This window comes from Streptomyces sp. NPDC001231 (genome assembly GCF_042896885.1).
Classification (GTDB): Bacteria; Actinomycetota; Actinomycetes; order Streptomycetales; family Streptomycetaceae; genus Streptomyces.
Map to the genome: position 1 here is coordinate 25384 of NZ_JBIAXS010000036.1, position 15566 is coordinate 40949.

13 protein-coding genes are annotated in these 15566 nt (G+C 71.9%); 10 read left to right on the forward strand and 3 right to left on the reverse strand.

The features are described 5' to 3' along the window. Positions 1-50: 50 nt before the first annotated feature. Positions 51-902 carry an NmrA/HSCARG family protein gene (locus ACFY3J_RS33105; RefSeq protein WP_390842374.1) on the reverse strand — a complete coding sequence of 284 codons (852 nt, stop codon included), beginning with the start codon at positions 900-902 and terminating at the stop codon, positions 51-53. Positions 903-1188: 286 nt separating this feature from the next. Here ACFY3J_RS33105 and ACFY3J_RS33110 point away from each other — a divergent pair, with 286 nt between their 5' ends. The 7 genes from ACFY3J_RS33110 (at position 1189) to ACFY3J_RS33140 (ending at position 8955) form a co-directional block, all read left to right on the forward strand. Beyond that, the gene (locus ACFY3J_RS33110) at positions 1189-2475 is read left to right on the forward strand and encodes a flavin-containing monooxygenase (RefSeq protein WP_390842375.1); all 1287 of its coding nucleotides are present in this window, start codon (positions 1189-1191) and stop codon (positions 2473-2475) included. Between the two features lie 10 nt (positions 2476-2485). After that, a complete protein-coding gene (locus ACFY3J_RS33115) occupies positions 2486-2956 on the forward strand; it encodes a RidA family protein (protein WP_384185549.1) in 471 nt (156 codons plus the stop codon). Continuing rightward, positions 2953-3627 (forward strand): DUF1028 domain-containing protein, encoded by a 675-nt coding sequence (locus ACFY3J_RS33120; RefSeq protein ID WP_384185546.1) that lies wholly within the window; start codon positions 2953-2955, stop codon positions 3625-3627. The genes ACFY3J_RS33115 and ACFY3J_RS33120 overlap by 4 nt, the downstream gene beginning before the upstream one ends. Next, a complete protein-coding gene (locus ACFY3J_RS33125) occupies positions 3624-4772 on the forward strand; it encodes a M20 family metallopeptidase (protein WP_390842376.1) in 1149 nt (382 codons plus the stop codon). The genes ACFY3J_RS33120 and ACFY3J_RS33125 overlap by 4 nt, the downstream gene beginning before the upstream one ends. A 298-nt stretch (positions 4773-5070) precedes the next feature. Beyond that, positions 5071-6513, forward strand: a complete 1443-nt coding sequence (locus tag ACFY3J_RS33130; protein ID WP_390842377.1) for an aspartate ammonia-lyase — start codon at positions 5071-5073, stop codon at positions 6511-6513. Between the two features lie 57 nt (positions 6514-6570). Continuing rightward, positions 6571-7974: an MFS transporter gene (locus tag ACFY3J_RS33135; protein ID WP_390842378.1), complete on the forward strand. Its 1404-nt coding sequence runs from the start codon at positions 6571-6573 to the stop codon at positions 7972-7974. A gap of 54 nt (positions 7975-8028) precedes the next feature. Next, on the forward strand, positions 8029-8955 hold the full coding sequence (locus tag ACFY3J_RS33140) for a LysR family transcriptional regulator (protein WP_384185534.1): 927 nt from the start codon (positions 8029-8031) through the stop codon (positions 8953-8955). A gap of 48 nt (positions 8956-9003) precedes the next feature. Here ACFY3J_RS33140 and ACFY3J_RS33145 read toward each other — a convergent pair whose 3' ends face one another. Then, entirely contained in the window at positions 9004-9621 is a 618-nt protein-coding gene (locus ACFY3J_RS33145) for a TetR/AcrR family transcriptional regulator (RefSeq protein WP_384185531.1), read from the reverse strand. A gap of 268 nt (positions 9622-9889) precedes the next feature. Here ACFY3J_RS33145 and ACFY3J_RS33150 point away from each other — a divergent pair, with 268 nt between their 5' ends. The 3 genes from ACFY3J_RS33150 to ACFY3J_RS33160 all read left to right on the forward strand — a co-directional run bounded on the left by ACFY3J_RS33150 (position 9890) and on the right by ACFY3J_RS33160 (position 14492). Further along, positions 9890-11362, forward strand: coding sequence for an aldehyde dehydrogenase (locus ACFY3J_RS33150; protein WP_390842379.1), 1473 nt, complete (start codon positions 9890-9892; stop codon positions 11360-11362). 70 nt (positions 11363-11432) lie between these two features. Then, the gene (locus tag ACFY3J_RS33155) at positions 11433-12800 is read left to right on the forward strand and encodes an aspartate aminotransferase family protein (RefSeq protein WP_384185525.1); all 1368 of its coding nucleotides are present in this window, start codon (positions 11433-11435) and stop codon (positions 12798-12800) included. A gap of 195 nt (positions 12801-12995) precedes the next feature. Further along, on the forward strand, positions 12996-14492 hold the full coding sequence (locus ACFY3J_RS33160) for an APC family permease (protein ID WP_384185523.1): 1497 nt from the start codon (positions 12996-12998) through the stop codon (positions 14490-14492). 64 nt (positions 14493-14556) lie between these two features. Here the strand turns inward: ACFY3J_RS33160 and ACFY3J_RS33165 are convergent, their stop codons facing one another. Continuing rightward, positions 14557-15564, reverse strand: a complete 1008-nt coding sequence (locus ACFY3J_RS33165; RefSeq protein WP_390842380.1) for a hypothetical protein — start codon at positions 15562-15564, stop codon at positions 14557-14559. Positions 15565-15566 lie beyond the last annotated feature (2 nt).

The following is a 15566-nucleotide window of genomic DNA, read 5'->3' on the forward strand; positions in this document are numbered from 1 at the left end:
TGGCCACGCTCCGCAAGACCTGACGCGGCTGGATCAGCAAACGGGACGCTTCAGCGGGCCCTCGCGAACGTGCCCTGCGCCCAGTCGGCGAAGCCGCTCCAGGGGACCTCCGGGTGAGCGGCGTGGAGTGCGGGGATGTCGACGCGGTAGCCGGGTCCGTTCAGGAACGTCCACATCGCGTGCATGTCCGGGTTGGCGACCGCCGTCAAAGGCACTTGCTCATGGCGGACCTCCCGTCCCAGTGCCGCGCCGAGCGCGGCCGCCATCTGCGTGGGCGTGGGCGCGTCGCTTGCCAGCTCGATGCGCTGCCCGGCGTAGCGGGCGGGGTCGAGCAGCACTTCCGCCGCGAACGCTCCGAGGTCGGGGCGGGCAAGCTGCTGCAACGGCCGGTCGGACGGCAGCGGCAGGTCGAGAACGCCGCTGAGGACGCGCTCCACTCCGCCGAGAGCGTTGTCGAAGAAATACGTCGGCCCCAGGATCGTATGAGGCACGTCGCCGGCGGCCAGTTCGGCTTCGATGCGTGCCTTGCTCTCGAAGTGCGGCACCCCGCTTTCCTGGTCGGCACCGGCGACCGAGCTGAACACGAGATGCGGCACGCCCGCCTCCCCGGCGGCAGCCAGGATGGCCCGTCCCTGGTCCACCTCCGCCTCGACGCCGGCCTCGAAGGGGGTGGTGAACGCGAAGACGCCCGCCACCCCGCTCATCGCGGCGGCGAGCGACCCGCGATCGTTCAAGGATCCCGCCATCACTTCGACACCCCGGTCGGCCAGTTCCCGCGCCGCTGTCCGCGCGGGGTCGCGCACCAGCGCGCGGACCCGGGCCCGGCGGCCCAGCAGGGCGTCGACAACAGCCCTGCCCTGTCCTCCGGTTGCCGCAAGTACCAAGACCGGCTCTTCGACCATCGAGGAGTTCCCTTCCGTGTGGGCGGACGCGGCAACGGATCACCGGCGCCGCCCCCCAAGGTAACCATCCGCCTCGCCCGACACGCCCAGCGTCACGCCCCTTGATGCACCTGCGTCGGCGCAGCGCTCGCGGGGGCCGGCCACCACTGGCGTCCGAATCCAAAAATCAGATCACTCAAACCGGAAACATCTGTTCGACAGTTTTCCGGGGGCGTCCCAGGATGTCTCGTGCGGTAGCACAGTCAACGCGACACCGGGATGGACTACCGCCTGAGTGGAGGCTGAAATGCCGAGTGAAGAGACCGAAGTAGTCGTGGTCGGGGCGGGCCAGGCGGGCGTCGCGATGAGCGAGCACCTGGGAGCCCACGGCGTACCGCACGTCGTCCTGGAGCGGCACCGGATCGCCGAGCGGTGGCGTTCCGAGCGGTGGGACTCCCTGGTCGCCAACGGGCCCGCGTGGCACGACCGGTTCCCGGGGCTGGAGTTCTCCGACGTCGGCCCCGACGCCTTCGCCTCGAAGGAGCAGGTCGCGGACTACTTCGTCACGTACGCCGAGAAGATCGGTGCCCCGATCCGGTGCGGTGTCGAGGTGACCTCGGTGCGCAAGCACGCCGGCCGGCCCGGCTTCCGGGTCGAAACGTCGGAGGGCTCCATCGACACGCGCTTCGTCGTGGCCGCGACCGGACCGTTCCAGCGGCCCGTGATCCCGCCCATCGTCCCGGACGGCGCCGTCCCCGCGCAGATCCACTCCAGCGGGTACCGCAATCCGGAGCAACTGCCCGAGGGTGCGGTCCTCGTGGTCGGGGCCGGCTCCTCGGGGGTCCAGATCGCCGACGAACTGCGCCGGTCCGGTCGCCGGGTCTTCCTCTCCGTCGGTCCGCACGACCGTCCTCCCCGCGAGTACCGCGGACGTGACTTCTGCTGGTGGCTCGGTGTGCTCGGGATCTGGGACGCGCAGACCCCTCCCCGGGGTGCCGAACACGTCACCATCGCCGTCAGCGGCGCCCGCGGCGGCCACACCGTGGACTTCCGCGCCCTGGCCGGCACCGGAATCGAGCTCGTCGGCCTGACCGCGTCCTACGACGACGGCGTGCTGCGCTTCGCGCCGGATCTCGCCGCGAACATCGCGCTCGGCGACGACAAGTACCTCGCGTTCCTGCGGGCGGCCGACGCGTACGTCGAGCGCAACGGGCTCGACCTCCCCGAGGAGCCGGAGGCCCACGTCCTCGGGCCGGACCCGGACTGCGTCACCAGTCCCCTTCTGGAACTCGACCTGGCCGGGGCCGGCGTCACCTCGATCGTCTGGGCGACGGGCTTCGCCACCGACTACGGCTGGCTCGAGGTCGACGCGTTCGACGAGAACGGCCGGCCGGACCAGCGGCGAGGAGTGTCCTGCGAGCCCGGCGTCTACTTCCTGGGCCTGCCCTGGCTGTCCCGCCGCGGGTCGAGCTTCATCTGGGGTGTGTGGCACGACGCCAGATATGTCGCCGACCACATCACGACCCAGCGCGGCTACCTCGCGTACGGCACCACCGACCGGCCCGGCGCCACGCCGGCGACCCTGACGAACTGAGGAGCAGACGATGACCTCCACGAGCGAGGGCAGCCAGGCACGGGCCCCGATCGTCGCCGGCGGGCACACCCGGATCCGGCCGTTCAACACGCGCGACACCTATCCCGAGCAGAACCTCGACAACGACCTCTGCCAGGCCGTCGTCGCCGGCGACACGGTGTACGTCCGGGGCCAGATCGGCCAGAACCTCGACACCAGCGAGTCCGTGGGCATCGGTGACGCCGAGGCCCAGGCCGAGCAGGCGATGGCCAACATCAAGATGCTGCTCGAAGAAGCGGGCAGCCGGATGGAGCATCTGGTCAAGCTGACCATCTACCTGATCGACCCGCGCTACCGCGAGGCGGTGTACCGCACCGTGGGCCGCTGGACCAAGGGCGTGCACCCCATCTCCACCGGCCTGGTGGTCTCCGCCCTGGCCCGCCCGGAGTGGCTGTGCGAGATCGACGCGGTCGCCGTGATCCCCGAGGAGGCGCGGGCATGACCTTCTCCCTGGTGGTACGCGACGGTGAGCGGTTCGGCATCGTGGCCAGCTCGTCGAGTCCGGCGGTCGCCGCCCGGGTCGTCCATCTGCGGCCCGGGGTCGGCGCGGCGGCCTCGCAGAACGTCACCGACCCCACGCTCGGCACGAGCCTGCTGGACGGGCTCGCCGACCACGGCGACGCGGAGCGCGCCCTGGCCGACGTCACCGGCGCGGCGCGGAACGCGAAGTCCATCGAGTACCGGCAGTTGACCGTGCTGGGCCGCTCCGGTGCCGGGTTCGCCCACAGTGGCTCGCGGACCCTCGGCAAGCACGCCTCGGCCACCGCGGACGGCGCGGTGGCGGCCGGCAACATGCTGTCCGGCGCGCACATCCCCGGCGTTCTCCTCGACGCCTACGCCACGGCCACCGGGGAGCTCGAGGAGCGTCTGCTCACCGCCCTGAAGGCCGCCGTCGCGGCCGGCGGCGAGGAGGGGCCGGTGTACTCCGCGGGCCTGGCGGTCGTCGCGGACGTGGACTGGCGGGTGACCGACCTGCGGGTGGACTGGGCGGAGGATCCCGTGGACCGGCTCGGCGAACTCCTCGACGTCTGGCTGCCGCAGCGGGACGACTACGTGCGGCGCGGACTCGACCCCGCCGCCGCTCCTTCCTACGGCGTCCCGGGCGACCTGTGACGGGCGCGCTGAAGGAGGCGGCCCGGCAGGCGGTCGACCGCCGGGCCGAGGAGCTGATCGGCCTCTCCGAGCGGCTGCACGCCGACCCGGAGACCGCCTGGGAGGAACACCGGGCCGCCGCCGCCGTACCGGAACTGCTGGACCGCGCCGGATTCGACGTCACCTCGTCCTACCTGGGTCTGGAGACGGCGTTCCTCGCCCGGTTCGGCAGCGGGCCCGTCCGGATCGCGCTGTGCGCCGAGTACGACGCGCTGCCGGGCCTCGGCCACGCCTGCGGGCACAACCTCATCGCCGCGAGTTCGGTGGGGGCCGCGCTCGGCCTGGCAGCCGTCGCCGACGACGCCGGCCTCACCGTCGAGGTCTACGGCACCCCGGCCGAGGAAGGCGGCGGCGGCAAGATCGAGATGCTCGACCGGGGCGCCTTCGCCGGAGTGGACCTCGCGATGATGGTGCACCCCGCGCCGGTCGACGTCGCCGAGGCCCGCCCGTTCGCGGTCAGCCACTCCAGGATCTCCTACACCGGGAAGTCCGCGCACGCCGCGGCCTATCCGGAGGCCGGGGTCAACGCGGCCGACGCCTTCACCGTGGCCCAGGTCGCGATCGGTCTGCTGCGCCAGCAACTGCCGGCCTCGGCCAGGGTGCACGGTGTGGTGACCCACGCCGGGGACGCCCCGAACGCCATCCCGGAGCGGTCGAACGGCCGTTGGTACGTAAGGGCGGAGACACTCGCCGAACTGGCCGAGCTGGAGCCGCGGGTCATGCGGGCCTTCGAGGCCGGTGCCCTCGCCACCGGCTGCGAGCTGGAGATCGAGCCGGAGAGCAAGCCGTACGCGGAGTTCCGTACGGACGACACCGCCCTCGGGCACTACCGTGCGAACGCCCTCGCCCTGGGCCGGGAGTTCGCGCCGCCCGGCCAGGCCGCGCGGATGAACCGCGCCTCCACCGACATGGGCAACGTCTCGCAGGTGGTGCCGGCCATTCACCCCTACATCGGCATCGGATCCCTGCCCGCCACCAACCACCAGCACGAGTTCGCCGCGTACTGCGTGGGCGCGGCGGCGCGGCGGGCCCTGCTCGACGGGGCGATCGCACTGGCCTGGACCGGCGTGGACCGAAGCGTCCCGACCGGGGGAGCGGCGGCGTGACGTGGGCGGCCGACGCCATGGCCGCGCGGCCGGCTCGCGCGCCGTGGAAGCACCCGGGAGACGCTCTGCCCGGGGCCGGTCCGGCAGTGGTCATCCTCGGACGGTCCGACGGGGTCCACCATGGCCGCCGGCGGCTGCCCGCGGCCATTCGGCGCCGCGCCGACACCCTCGGCGTGGCGGCCGGCGCGGTGGCCTTCGCCCGCCGGCCGCTCGGCCCGCTCGCCCCGGACCGCCTTCCCGCGACGCCCGGCGTGCCGTTCACCGGCCCCCTCGATCCCCGACGACCCGGAGGACACCGATGCCCCCGACCCCAGGCCCCCGGCACACCGGCGCGGCGGCCACCCGGTACCGGACGGAGCACGACATGCTCGGCGACGTCGACGTGCCGGCGGACGCCTACTACGGCGCGCAGACCGTCCGAGCGGTGGCCAACTTCCCCCTCACCGGGGAGACCCTTGCCGCCCGGCCGCACCTGATCCGCGCCCTGGCGGCGGTGAAGCACGCCGCGGCCCGCGCCAACGCCGAGGTCGGCGCGCTGGACGGCGCACTCGCGTCGGCGATCACGGACGCCTGCGCCGAGATCGGTGACGGCGCGCTGCGGGACCAGTTCGTGGTCGACCTCATCCAGGGCGGCGCGGGCACGTCGACCAACATGAACGCCAACGAGGTGATCGCCAACCGCGCACTGGAACTGCTCGGACGCTCCCGCGGGGAGTACGCGGTCCTGCACCCCCTCGACCACGTCAACCTCGGGCAGAGCACCAACGACGTCTATCCGACCGCGGTGAAGCTGGCGCTGGACGCGCACATCGCCGAACTGCTCGCCGCCCTGGCCGGCCTGCGCGAGGCCTTCGAGACCAAGGCCGCCGAGTTCGCCGACGTACTGAAGATGGGCCGCACCCAGCTCCAGGACGCCGTACCCATGACGCTGGGCCAGGAGTTCGGGGCGTTCGCCGCCACCCTCGCCGAGGACGAACTGCGGCTCGCCGAGGCCAGGTTGCTGCTGCACGAACTCAACCTCGGCGGCACGGCGATCGGGACCGGGCTCAACGCCCGCCCGGGCTACCGGGAGCGCGCGATGGAGCATCTGCGCCGGCTGACGGGTATCCCGACGCTCGTGTCCTCGCCCGACCTCATCGAGGCCACCCAGGACGTCGGTGTCTTCGTCCAGCTGTCCGGCGTGCTCAAGCGCATCGCCGTGAAACTGTCCAAGATCTGCAACGACCTGCGTCTGCTGTCCTCCGGACCGCAGGCCGGGTTCGGCGAGATCAACCTCCCCGCACGGCAGGCCGGATCGTCCATCATGCCCGGCAAGGTCAATCCGGTGATCCCCGAGGCGGTCAACCAGATCGCGTTCGAGGTCATCGGCAACGACGTGACCGTCACCCTCGCCGCCGAGGGCGGGCAGCTCCAGCTCAACGCCTTCGAACCGGTCATCCACCGGAGCCTGAGCGCCGGCCTCGACCACCTTACGGCGGGCATCGGAGTCCTCACCGAACACTGCGTACGGGGCATCACCGCCAACCGGAACCGGCTCGCGGAGACAGTCGCGGCCTCCACCGGACTGGTCACCGCGCTCAGCCCCGCACTCGGCTACGAGACCGCCTGCGCCCTCGCGCTCGAGGCGCACCACACCGGCAGACCCGCACTCGACCTCGTACGCGAGCGCGAGCTGCTGACCGAGGCGGAACTGCGCGAACTCACCAGCCCCGCCTCCCTCACCGGCCTGCCCGCGCTCTGAGGGCACGGGCACCCGCACTACTCCCGGCTCGTCACCCATCCCCACAAGGAGGCGCGTATGCGCACCTGTAACAGCGGCGCCACGACGACCGAAGCCGTGGTGGCCACCGACGCGGTCGCACTGCGCAGGAGCGTCGCCGCGGGAGCCGTCGGCGTGTTCGTGCACTGGTTCGACTGGGCTGCCTACGCCTATCTCGCCGGTACCGTCGCGACCGTGTTCTTCCCGGCCGAGAACAGCACGACCGGGCTGCTCGCCGTGTTCGGCGTGTTCGCCGTGTCGTTCGGCATCCGGCCGGTCGGTGCCCTGGTGTTCGGACCGCTCGGCGACCGGATCGGCCGCAAGCGCACCCTGTCGCTGGTCATCTTCATGATGTCCGGCGCGACCCTGACGATCGGTCTGCTGCCCGGCTACGCGTCGATCGGGGTCGCCGCCCCGGTGCTCCTGGTGCTCCTGCGGCTGATCCAGGGCTTCGCCGCGGGCGGCGAGTTCGGCAGCGCGGCGAGCTTCCTCGCCGAGAGCGCGCCCCGGCGCCGTCGCGGATTCGGGGTGAGCTGGCTGGAGGTCGGCTCCCTGCTGGGCTTTCTCGCCGGCTCGTTCGCGTTCCTGCTGCTGTCCACGGGACTCGACGACGGCCAGCTGACCTCCTGGGGCTGGCGCGTCCCCTTCCTCGTCTCCGCGCCGCTGGGCGTCATCGGCTTCATCATCCGCAACAAGATCGAGGACACCCCCGAGTACCGGATGCTCGAAGCCAACGACTCCGTCCCACGCAGCCCCGCGCGGGAGCTGATGCGCTCCCACAAGCGGCAACTGCTCCAGGCCGCAGGCCTGATGGCGGCCATGCACGTCCCCTTCTACGCGGTGCTGACCTACCTCGTCACCTACGAGACCGACCACTTGGGCCACTCGGCCGACAGCGCCGCACTGCTGTCCACGGTGATCTCGCTGCTGGGGCTGGTGCTCGTGCCGCTGTTCGGCCTGCTGTCCGACCGGGTGGGACGCAAACCGGTGTTCGTCGGGGCGACGGCGGCCCTGCTGGTCGTCTCCACCCCGGCCTTCCTCCTGATGCGGACCGGGCTCGCCGGGACCTGGATCGCCGGTCTGCTGCTCGGCGTGATCCTGGCGGCCATCCTCGGCACGTACGCGGTGTGGTCGGCGGAGACCTTCCCCACCCGCACGCGTCAGAGCGGCCTGTCCATCGCCTACAACGTGACCGCCGCGCTGTTCGCCGGCACCGTGCCGTACCTGATGACCGTGCTCATCTCCGTGACCGGCAGCACCCTGGTGCCCGGCCCGTACCTGATGGTGTTCGCCGTCGCCGGTCTCGTGGCCGCCCTGTCCCTGCGGGAGACCGCCGGTTCCGCCCTGCTGCGCCCGGAGGACATGCCCGAGGACATGCCCGAGAACGTGCCCGAGAACGTGCCCGAGGACGTGCCCGAAGCGGCGGCCGCCGAGGTGCGCTAGGCGGTGCCGCATAAGGTCGACTGCGACACGGATCGGCCGGCGCAAGGGTCACGTATGACGGCACCAGTGGGTTTCACGCTCGTCCAGCTCCGCTATTTCCTCGTCGCCGCCGAACGCGGTTCGATGACGGAGGCGTCGGCGGAGCTGCACATCGCGCAGTCCGCCGTGTCCACGGCCATCCACAACCTGGAGCGCGACCTCCAGGCGCAGCTGTTCATCCGCCGGCGGGGCCGGGGGCTGACCCTCACACCCGCCGGGGAGAGGCTCCAGCAGCAGGCGCGGGATCTGCTGGCCCGCGCCCGCGAGGTCGAGCGGGAGGCCCGGGGAGAGGGCGAGACCATCTCCGGGCCGGTGGCCGTCGGATGTTTCGTGACCCTGGCCCCCTACTACCTGCCCCACCTGTTCAGCGAGTGCACCAGACGGTATCCGGGCATCGAGATCGACGTGCTGGAGGCGGAGACGGACCAGCTCGTCCACGCCCTGGCGGCGGGACGCATCGACTTCGCCCTCACCTACCACCTCGGTCTGTCCGCCGAGCCGGACCTGCGCAGCGAGACGATCGCCCGCGCCCCCGCCTATGTCATCGTCCCGGCCGATCACCCGCTGGCCGGCCAGGGCAGTGTGGAGCTGGCCGAACTGTCCACGGAACCGCTCGTCCTGCTGGACCTTCCCCACAGCCGCGACTACTTCCGCTCGCTGGTGGCCGCCACCGGCACCGCGCCCGACGTCCGCTACCGCACCCAGAGCTACGAGACCGTGCGCTCCCTGGTGGCCCGGGGACTCGGCTACTCCGTGCTCAACCAGCGCCCGGCGACCAGTCAGACCTACGGCGGCGGCGAGATCGCGGAACTCCAGCTCCGGGACGCCTCCCCGCTCGAAGTCAGGATCGCCTCCCTGGAGGGCGTGACCCAGACCGCCCGCGCCCGAGCGGTGATGGACCTGCTGCGGGAGATCGCCGCCGCCCGGTCCACCGAGGCCTGAGCCGGCAGCCGCTCACCGGGGACGGACCCGGGCGGTGCCCGCCGAGCCCTACAGACCGGCGCAGCCCGTCACCGCCCTGGCATGGGCCAGAATCAGCTCACGGGCCCTGTCGGGCCGCAGAGCCGCGTTGCGGCTGACGATGTGCAGACCGTAGCCGTCCTCCATGGCCACCAGCCCGTGCGCCAGATCGTGCGCGGGCGCGGCGAGGGAGAACGCACCCGTCGCGGCGCCGACCTCGAGGGCGGTCGTGTAGAGAGCGACCTCCCGGGCGAAGAGGGAGGTCATCAGCTCGGCGTGGCCCGGGCTGCGGCCGGCGCGCCGGTGCAGTTCGTACAGCAGCCCGTGGACCGGATCGTCCGTCATGCTCGGCAGACCGCTGTGCAGCAGGGCCCGCAGCCGTGCCGCCGGATCATCGGCGGGTGCCTCGTCGTAGGCCCGCTGCCGCGAGGACAGGTAGCTCTCGACCGCGCCCCGGTGCACCTCCAGTACGAGGTCGTCGAGCTCGGGGTAGTAGTACAGGACCGAGCCCTGGGAGACGCCCGCCGCGTCCGCGATGTCCTTGATGCGCAGGCCCTCAAGCCCGCGCTCCGCGATGGCCCGTCCCGCGGCGGAGACGAGGGCCTGCCTGCGTGCCGTCTGGTTGCGTGGTCTACCGGCTTTCCCCATGGTGGCCAATTCTCTGATACCCGGCTCAGTCTTCGCAAGAACTTTCAGCCGAAAGCATTGACGGCCGGTTCACCTATTGTTTGAATCTCGACTCAAAGAAACCGGCGCAGGCACGCGCTGCCGAGCCGCCCGCCCCGTCGCGCCCGCCGTTTCCGGACGGCCTCCTCGAAAGGGGCCGGGCCACACCCGATCGAGACGGCCCGGGCCACACCCGGTCCGAACGGGCACCGGTTCGCCCACGTCCCACGACGCAATCGAAGGCCACAGCATGCAGACGTACGCCCACTGGCGGCAGCGCGCCGCCGACCTCACGCCACGCACGCGCCTGTTCATCGACGGAGCGTGGAGCGACCCCGCCGACGACCGGTGGGTCCCGACCGTGAACCCCGCGACCGGCAAGACCACCGCCCAAGTGGCGGCCGGCTCGGCCGCCGACGTCGACCGGGCCGTGACCGCGGCCCGCACCTCCTTCGAGGACGGCCGCTGGTCGCGTACCGCACCCGCCGAGCGCAAGCGGGTCCTGCTCGCCCTCGCCCGCCTCATCGAGGAGAACAGCGAGGAACTCGCCCTCTGCGACACCCTCGACATGGGCAAGCCCATCGCGGAGTCCCACGGCACCGACGTGCCCGGCGCGGCCGGCGTCTTCGCCTGGTACGCCGAGGCCGTCGACAAGCTCTACGACGAGGTCGCCCCGGCCCCGCCCGGCAGCCTCGCCCTGGTGCGCCGCGCCCCGCTGGGCGTCGTGGGCGCGGTGGTGCCCTGGAACTTCCCCCTCGACATCGCGAGTTGGAAGCTGGCGCCCGCCCTGGCCGCGGGCAACAGCGTCGTATTGAAGCCCGCCGAGCAGTCCCCGCTGTCGGCACTGCTGCTGGCCGAACTCGCCTCGCGGGCCGGCCTTCCCGGCGGCGTACTGAACGTCGTGCCCGGCCCGGGGGAGACGACCGGGCGTGCTCTCGGTCTCCACCCGGACGTGGACACCCTGGTCTTCACCGGCTCCACCGCCGTGGCCAGGCGGTTCCTCGCCTACTCGGCCGAGTCGAACATGAAGCAGGTGTGGCCCGAGGCAGGCGGCAAGAGCCCCAACGTGGTCTTCGCCGACGCCGACCTGGAGGCCGCCGCGGAACGTGCCGCCTGGGGTTTCGTCTACAACTCGGGCCAGGTGTGCTCCGCCAACACCCGTCTGCTGGTCGAGGCCTCCGTCGCCGAGGAGTTCACGGCCAGGGTCGCCGAACACGCCCGCGGCTGGCTGCCGGGCGACCCGCTCGACCCCGCGACCCGTCTCGGCCCGCTCGTCGACGAGGCCCAGGCGGAACGCGTCCTCGAAGCCCTGCGGTCATCGGGCGGCACGCTCGTGTGCGGCGGCACGCGGCCCGACCGCGACGGCGCCTACCTCGACCCCACCGTCGTCACCGGCCTCGGACCCGACGCCCCGCTCGTCCGGGAGGAACTGTTCGGCCCCGTGCTGACCGTGCTGCCCTTCCACGACGAGGACGAGGCGGTCCGCCTCGCCAACGACTCCGCCTACGGACTGGCCGCGTCCGTGTGGACCCGGGACCTCGGCCGGGCCCACCGCGTCGCCGACGCCCTCCAGGCGGGCACCGTCTCGGTCAACACCGTCGACGCGCTCAGCCCGTTCACCCCCTTCGGCGGGTTCAAGCAGTCCGGCCACGGCCGTGACCTCTCCCTGCACTCCTTCGACAAGTACACCGGCCTGAAGACGACCTGGATCGCCTACGGCTGACCGCGCCGGCGACACCTGGCCTCCCGGCCACCACACCCACCACCGGCACCGAACAAAGGACGCATCCCTCATGACCCGCAACGCCGCGGACCTCGTCCAGCTGGACCGAGCGCACATCATCCACCCCTACCTGCCGGGCACCGCCACCGAGCGCGTCGTCATGACCTCCGGCTCCGGCTGCCGCCTCACCGACACCGAGGGCCGTGACTACCTCGACGCCACCGGCGGACTCTGGCTCGCCCAGGTCGGCCACGGCCGCACGGACCTGGCCGACGTCGCCCACGAGCAGATGAAGAAGCTGGAGTACTTCACCAGCTTCTGGGAGTTCTCCAACGAGCGCGCGATCGAACTCGCCGCACGCCTCGCCTCCATCGCCCCCGACCCCCTGAACCACGTCTACTTCACCTCGGGCGGCTCCGAGGGCAACGAGGCGGCCATCAAGATGGCCCGCTACTACCACCATCGGCGCGGGGAGAGCGGCCGGACCTGGATCCTGGCGCGCAGCAAGGCCTACCACGGCATCGGCTACGGCGGCGGCTCGGCCACCGGCTTCCCCGTCTACCACGAGGGCTTCGCCCCGATGATGCCGCACGTCTCCCACCTCACGCCCCCGTGGCCGTACCGCTCCGAGCTCTACGGCGACCAGCCGCTGAGCCCCGAGCAGGTCACCGACTTCCTCATCCGCGAACTGGAGGAACGCATCGCGGAGATCGGCCCGCGGAACATCGCCGCGATGATCGGCGAACCCATCATGGGCGTCGGCGGCATGCTCGTCCCGCCGGCCGACTACTGGCCCCGGGTGCGCGAGGTCCTCGACCGGCACGGCATCCTGCTGATCTTCGACGAGGTGGTCACCGCCTACGGCCGCGTCGGCGAGTGGTTCGCCGCCCAGTACTTCGGCGTCACCCCGGACATCATCGTCACCGCCAAGGGCATCACCTCCGGCTACGTCCCGCTCGGCGCCCTCCTGGTCGGCGACCACGTCGCCGAGGTCCTGCTGCGCGACCACGGCTTCCCCATGGGCTACACCTACAACGGGCATCCCGTCGCCACCGCGGTCGCCACCGCCAACCTCGACATCATCGAGAAGGAGGGCCTGCTCGCCCGCGCGACGAGTCTTGGCGCCTTCCTCCACGGCGAACTCAAGGCCCAGCTGGGGGAGTTGCCGATCGTCGGCGAAATCCGCTCGGTCGGCATGATGCTCGCCGTCGAACTCGTCCAGGACCGCGCCACCCGCGCGCCCCTGCCCCTCGACCCGGACCGGATGCCCCACGACGTGATCCGCCGAGAGACCGGCGTGATCGTGCGCGACTCCGCACACAGCCTGGTGCTGTCCCCGCCGCTCGTCATGACCGAGGCCGAGGCCAAGGAAGCGGCCTCGGCGCTGCGCGGCGTCCTGGAGCGCACCGAGCCCACCGGCGAGATCCGCGCCGCCTGACGCCCTCGGGGGAGGCCCGGCCGCGACCGGGCCTCCCAGGCCCTGTCGTCGAACTCCTGAGGCCCGCCCTCCGGGCGGACGACCGGAGTTCGACGACAGGACCTCGCCCAGCAGCACCCGACACGGACCCCACGCCGTCACGGCGCCCCGTACGCGCCCCCTCGCAGTTACTCCTCTCCCTCCTAGGAACTGCCCGTGTCCTCCAACCTCCCGACGACCGGACCACGCACGTCCCAGCCGGCGACCGGCGCCCTGCAACGCAGTCTCAAGCGCTTCGACATCACCGCCATGGCCATCGCCGCGGTCATCTCCTTCGACACCGTCGGGCAGATCGCCACCGGCGGCGGCGAGGCCGCCACCTGGACGGCGGTCATGGCTCTCCTCTTCCTCGTTCCCTACGCCCTGCTGTTCGCCGAGACCGGCGCCGCGTTCCCCCAGGAAGGTGGCCCGTACGTATGGGTCAAGCTCGCCCTGGGCCGTCCGGCGGCCGCGCTCACGACCCTGTTCTACTGGGTCACCAACCCCGTCTGGCTGGGCGGTTCACTGGTCTTCCTCGCCGCGAAGACCTGGGACGGCTTCGTCTTCCACCTGGGCTCGGGAACGGTGGCCGACTACACCTTCAAGCTGCTGTTCGTCTGGATCGCCATTCTCACGGCCGTCGTCTCCCTGCGCCGCGGCAAATGGATCACCACCGCGGGCGCGGCGGCGAAGGTCCTGGCCCTCACCGTGTTCACCCTCACGGCCGTGCTCTACGGTGCGCGGCACGGCTTCCAGGGCCTGACCGACACCCGCTTCACCCCGACGACCGCCGGCTTCCTCGCCCTGGTGCCGATCCTGCTGTTCGCCTACGTCGGCTTCGAAGCACCCAACGCCGCCGGTGAGGAGATGCACAACCCCCAGCGCGACGTGCCCGCCGCACTCGGACGCTCCGCGACTGTCGCGGCCGCCTGCTATCTGCTGCCGGTGCTCGCCCTCCTGGCCGTCGTACCCAAGCAGCAGGTCACCGGCATCGGCGGCTTCATGGAGGGCGCCCGCCTCGTCTTCGGCGTCTACGGCGGAGCGGCCGGCCCCCTGCTGAAGCTCACCGCCGTCATGTTCGTCTTCGCTCTGCTCACCCAGGGCAGCGCCTGGATGATCGTCAGCGACCGCATGCAGGCCATGGCAGCCGCCGACGGGGGCTTCTTCACCCGCGCCCTCGGCGCCTTCCACCCGCGGCTCGGTACGCCGGTGCGCACCAATCTGCTCTCGGGAGCCGTGGCCACGGTGTTCATGCTCGCCGCCATGCGGCTCGCGAACGGCGACGCGGCCGACGTGTTCGCGGTGGTGCTCACCGTCGCGGTCACCACCCTGCTGCTGTCCTACCTGGTCGTCATTCCCGCACTGGTCCTGTTGCGGATCCGTCGGCCGGACGTCCCGCGGCCCTACAGCGTCCCCTTCGGCAGCCGCGGCTTCATGCTCTGCGCGGCGCTCGTCTACGCCTGGATCCTGATCGGGTCGTGGTCGGCGCTCTTCCCCGGAGTCCTGGAACACCTCTTCGGCATCGACTACGTCTTCCACGACGTCTGGGGTGTCTCGCGTGCCTCGTTCGAGGCCTTCACCCTCGGCACCGTCGCCGTACTGCTGGTCGTCGGGGTCGTCGGTGTGGTGGTGGCCCGCCGCGAGGACGCCGTGGCGGGCACGGCCGGTTCGTAGCCACGTGCGCGGGCTCAGCGCGGGATCGACTCGTCGAAGACGGTCACCGACCACTGCCGGGTGTTCAGGTCCTGCTTCCAGGCCAGCCGCGGCAGTCCGTCGGTCGCCACGGTGTGGAAGTCCCTGCGCCGATGCGGAACTCGGTCGTCTTCACCTCGCCGTCCTTGGCCCAGACGAGCTCCGGCACCCAGACGCAGTCGGCGCTCCGGGTCGACACGGTCAGGGCGATGCTCAGGGTCCGGCCGCCGGTGATCTCCTGCGGGAGGGAGGGCCCTTCCGAGTAGCGCACGGTCGCGAAGTCCGCGTTCCCATCGAGGTCGGCGGCGGCCTTCACGTTGGTCGGAGAGGTGCCGCACCCCCCGCTGTCCAGGCCGACCAGCGTGGCCCGGTCGGGCGAGGGGGCCGGGGCGCGCCGGAGCACCTTGATCCGTAGCTCCTTGACGAGCAGCGGCCGGGTGTCGGGCGGCTGGACGTCGATGACGAGGTGGGTGTTGCCGGGGTCTCCCGCCGTGTCGTCGATGACGGCGGGGTCGGGGGAGCCGTCCGCCAGTGCGGGCGGTCCGGTGAACGCGCCGGACGGCCTGTTCACCACGTAGGCCTGCCAGGGGCAGGTGTAGGAGTCCCGGAGGGAGTTGATGCCCTGCTCCTCGGCCTCGGACTGGTCCGCCGGCCGTCCCGCCGCCGGGGACGGCGACGGGGACGCGGGTTCCGATGGGGAGGCGGCGGGGGAGGCCGGTGCCGGGGAGCCCTCCGACGGGGTGGCGGGGTCCGCCGGCGTCGGCCGTTCGGAGACGGCGGCCCTCGGGGACCGGGAGCCGGTCACGTACAGGTCCGGCTTGTCGTCCTTGAACTGGTCGCCGATCCAGCCGAAGCCGTTGGTGACGGCCAGGACGACGACCGCGACCAGCACCGGCGCGATGATCGCGGTGGCGGTGAAGTTGCCGTCGCCCAGAGGGAGATAGCGGCGCCACCGGGCAACTCGGCGCGGGGGAGCGGAGGGCGATCCGCCGGGCGGATCCGGCTCCGGGGCGGGGTCTGGGGTTTCCGGCGGCTGTGGCACGTTCTCCGGCATAC

Excerpts from the sequence above, each read along its gene's own strand:
- ACFY3J_RS33105 (WP_390842374.1), bottom strand. The coding sequence starts at position 902 with ATGGTCGAAGAGCCGGTCTTGGTACTTGCGGCAACCGGAGGACAGGGC.
- ACFY3J_RS33110 (WP_390842375.1), top strand. The coding sequence starts at position 1,189 with ATGCCGAGTGAAGAGACCGAAGTAGTCGTGGTCGGGGCGGGCCAGGCG.
- ACFY3J_RS33115 (WP_384185549.1), top strand. The coding sequence starts at position 2,486 with ATGACCTCCACGAGCGAGGGCAGCCAGGCACGGGCCCCGATCGTCGCC.
- ACFY3J_RS33120 (WP_384185546.1), top strand. The coding sequence starts at position 2,953 with ATGACCTTCTCCCTGGTGGTACGCGACGGTGAGCGGTTCGGCATCGTG.
- ACFY3J_RS33130 (WP_390842377.1), top strand. The coding sequence starts at position 5,071 with ATGCCCCCGACCCCAGGCCCCCGGCACACCGGCGCGGCGGCCACCCGG.
- ACFY3J_RS33135 (WP_390842378.1), top strand. The coding sequence starts at position 6,571 with ATGCGCACCTGTAACAGCGGCGCCACGACGACCGAAGCCGTGGTGGCC.
- ACFY3J_RS33140 (WP_384185534.1), top strand. The coding sequence starts at position 8,029 with ATGACGGCACCAGTGGGTTTCACGCTCGTCCAGCTCCGCTATTTCCTC.
- ACFY3J_RS33145 (WP_384185531.1), bottom strand. The coding sequence starts at position 9,621 with ATGGGGAAAGCCGGTAGACCACGCAACCAGACGGCACGCAGGCAGGCC.
- ACFY3J_RS33150 (WP_390842379.1), top strand. The coding sequence starts at position 9,890 with ATGCAGACGTACGCCCACTGGCGGCAGCGCGCCGCCGACCTCACGCCA.
- ACFY3J_RS33155 (WP_384185525.1), top strand. The coding sequence starts at position 11,433 with ATGACCCGCAACGCCGCGGACCTCGTCCAGCTGGACCGAGCGCACATC.
- ACFY3J_RS33165 (WP_390842380.1), bottom strand. The coding sequence starts at position 15,564 with ATGCCGGAGAACGTGCCACAGCCGCCGGAAACCCCAGACCCCGCCCCG.